This is a genomic window from Streptomyces sp. NPDC093109 (assembly GCF_040701725.1).
Taxonomy (GTDB): domain Bacteria; phylum Actinomycetota; class Actinomycetes; order Streptomycetales; family Streptomycetaceae; genus Streptomyces.
Map to the genome: position 1 here is coordinate 1 of NZ_JBFBEZ010000108.1, position 2,636 is coordinate 2,636.

The 2,636-nt window shown below is 57.8% G+C and carries 3 protein-coding genes; all 3 read right to left on the minus strand.

From position 1 onward, the window contains the following. Nucleotides 1–163: 163 nt before the first annotated feature. On the minus strand, nt 164–730 hold the full coding sequence (locus tag AB0389_RS37730) for a hypothetical protein (protein WP_366400112.1): 567 nt from the start codon (nt 728–730) through the stop codon (nt 164–166). 225 nt (nt 731–955) lie between these two features. Further along, on the minus strand, nt 956–1,342 hold the full coding sequence (locus AB0389_RS37735; RefSeq protein ID WP_366400113.1) for a hypothetical protein: 387 nt from the start codon (nt 1,340–1,342) through the stop codon (nt 956–958). 49 nt (nt 1,343–1,391) lie between these two features. Next, nucleotides 1,392–2,636, minus strand: a 1,245-nt coding sequence (locus AB0389_RS37740; RefSeq protein WP_366400114.1) for a polymorphic toxin-type HINT domain-containing protein, incomplete at its 5' end; no start/stop codon positions are given.

The following is a 2,636-nucleotide window of genomic DNA, read 5'->3' on the forward strand; positions in this document are numbered from 1 at the left end:
CAGAGTTCATCAGGAACCAGACGCTTCGACAGATCAGCACCCACGACAGACATCATGCCGTACGAACCCTCAAGCCACGTGAGACACCCTCTAAGGCACGCGCCGTGACGAGTTGATTACTTCCAGCTTCATTGCGCCAGGACTATACAGATTAAAATTGCGTTCACTTCACTACCGGAATATCCCATCCGGCACATTCAGCAAACACACGCGCAATCCTCCGCCGCCTAGGATAGTTGGCGCGAATCAAAGAAAGCCGCTCCACAAAGGCAGGTATCGGATCATTTGCGGAAGCGGAAATAATGCGACTATCTCCATCTTGCCAAATGTCCTCAACACCTCTCAAGGTTGACTTAATCCCCTGGAATTCCATTCTGGAGTACCCGCCATCGGAATGAAGTAGGTCATCACAGGAATCCCAGAAATTCCCAATGCTTGACCTCATCCTAAACTCCCCGACTCCCGCAGCTTCCCCTTCTGTGGCTACAATTATCGCCACGCCGGCTGCAGTCGCCTGAAAATAATCTGGCGTGAATGAATCCTCCAGCGGTCCAATAATACTTCGCATTCCCCGCAATACATCAACCGCCTGCGCCTGCGAGATTCTCTCTGACGCCCCGCACGCGGCAACGATGCTGTCAATCTCCCTCAAGAAAGAGGCTCCCGAAACTTCAAGAATTGGCATCATTCGCGCAAGGGACAACCCGCCCATCAAGCTAATCATCCCCATGAGCCACCTCTGGCTCTCTACTCCAACATCCGAGCCATGAGACCGCAGGCGCCGATTCGGCCGCGCGAACACATACCCACACCCGCTCAGCGGACTCCACATCGCCACTCAGCACAAACACAGTGAAGCGCACCGGAATGTCCAGTCGCACCGCAACGAAACCTATTGCCCCTCACCCGCGGTTTACTGCAGGGACGCCAGAGCGAAATCGCTCCACGAAATCATTCAACTAACGCCGACTCGCCAATCCCAATCCCGATCTCTCCCAAACCGCTCCAACACTTCATCATAACCCAAGAATTCACCGTGGTTCGTATCCAAAATTCCTCGAACTCCGGGAATTACCTCCATCAAGAGATCTCGCACACACGCAACGCCAGGATATTCAATGAGGATTGCATTGAACTCACCAAGCTTCTCGAAGATCTTATCGATTTCACCGTCATCAAACTCGCCAATGACGTCCCCGGAGAAATCGACACTGAAGCGACACGGCCCCCGGTCCAAGAAATCAAAGATATCCCCTTCATTGTAGAGACCGGATGCACGCAACCGATTGGAGAGCTCCCGATAATCACTTGCTGGACTCAGAAGCACGATAGTTGGACGCACCTAGACTCCTTCGCGTCAATAATGACAACTGAACGGAGAACCTCGGCCACTACGGAGCGAGAACGTCGAGCAGAAGACCCTTGTCCCGCGTCACCATGATACCGGCCTTCTCCAGGCTCTTAATCACACTGCCACGCCCTTGCGGAAGGTAAACAATGACAGGATAGTCCGTCAGGCTTTGCGTATTTAGCGCCTGCTCAAGGGCGCCCTTCCCTGAACCACTCTTCACCTGCACAACCGCATTTCGGGTCACGATGTCAAAATCTGTGAGCGAACTACCATCCGGCCCGTTTATCGTGACACCTTCAGCTCGCACATGACCTGAATAACGAGCATTGATGTCCTCGATAAGTTCCGGAACTAGTGGGTCATCACCCTTTCCTGTCACATGAGTGGGGGTGTCGCCGCACGTGTTATGAACCAAGACCGGCGTCTGGCCGGCGAGTACATAGTACGTGTGGAGTTTGGCGACGCTGAAGTTGTAGGTGCGGGCGTGGTCTGTGTAGGGCTGGTTGTGGATGATGCGTGCGGTGGTGCCGTTGGGGGTGTGGAGGGTGGTGCCGGGTTTGAGGTCGGCGGCGTTGATCCAGGCGTTTTCTTCGGGGGCCCAGAAGGGGTGTTCGGCGGTGGCGGTGATGTTCTTGTTGCCGTCGGGGGTGGCGATGGTGAGCTTGTTGAGCTCTTTGTCGCCCTCGCTGGGGAGGAGTTCGGTGACGGGCTGGGTGCTGGTTTCGCCGGTTGCGGGGTTGGTGGCGAGGACCTGGTCGCCGACCTTGATGTCCTCGATGTTTTTGGTGGTGCCGTCGGCGAGGAGGACGGGGGTGCCGGCGAGGAAGCATTCGGGCTTGACCGGCTTTGCTGCCGCCGCCTTGGCGCCCGCCGTGCCGCCGCCGACCTTGGCTCCACCTGCTCCGCCCGTTTTGCCCGTTCTGCTGATGAGCTTTGAGCCGACGGCTTTGATTCCCTTGGCGGCGACGTTGCCGAGTGCTCCGCCTGCTGCGCCGCTGATGCCGCCGATGAGGGCGCCCTTGCCGATGGCGGTGCCGTATCCGGCGATGCTGTGGTCGGCGTCGGAGTTCATGGCGTTGCCGACGGCCGCTCCCGCCGCGCCGGCTATGGCGCCGCAACTCGCTCCGACGGCGACTGCGCCGACTCCTCCGGTGACCGCTCCGGCTCCGACCGCCACGGCACCGCAGGCCACGCCGACGGTGACCTCGACCGTGATGGTGATGATCTCCGTCTTGTACTTCTTGAAGAAGCCGCCGATCTTGCACAAGCTGCCGCAGGGTTCGGA

Excerpts from the sequence above, each read along its gene's own strand:
- AB0389_RS37730 (WP_366400112.1), bottom strand. The coding sequence starts at position 730 with ATGGGGATGATTAGCTTGATGGGCGGGTTGTCCCTTGCGCGAATGATG.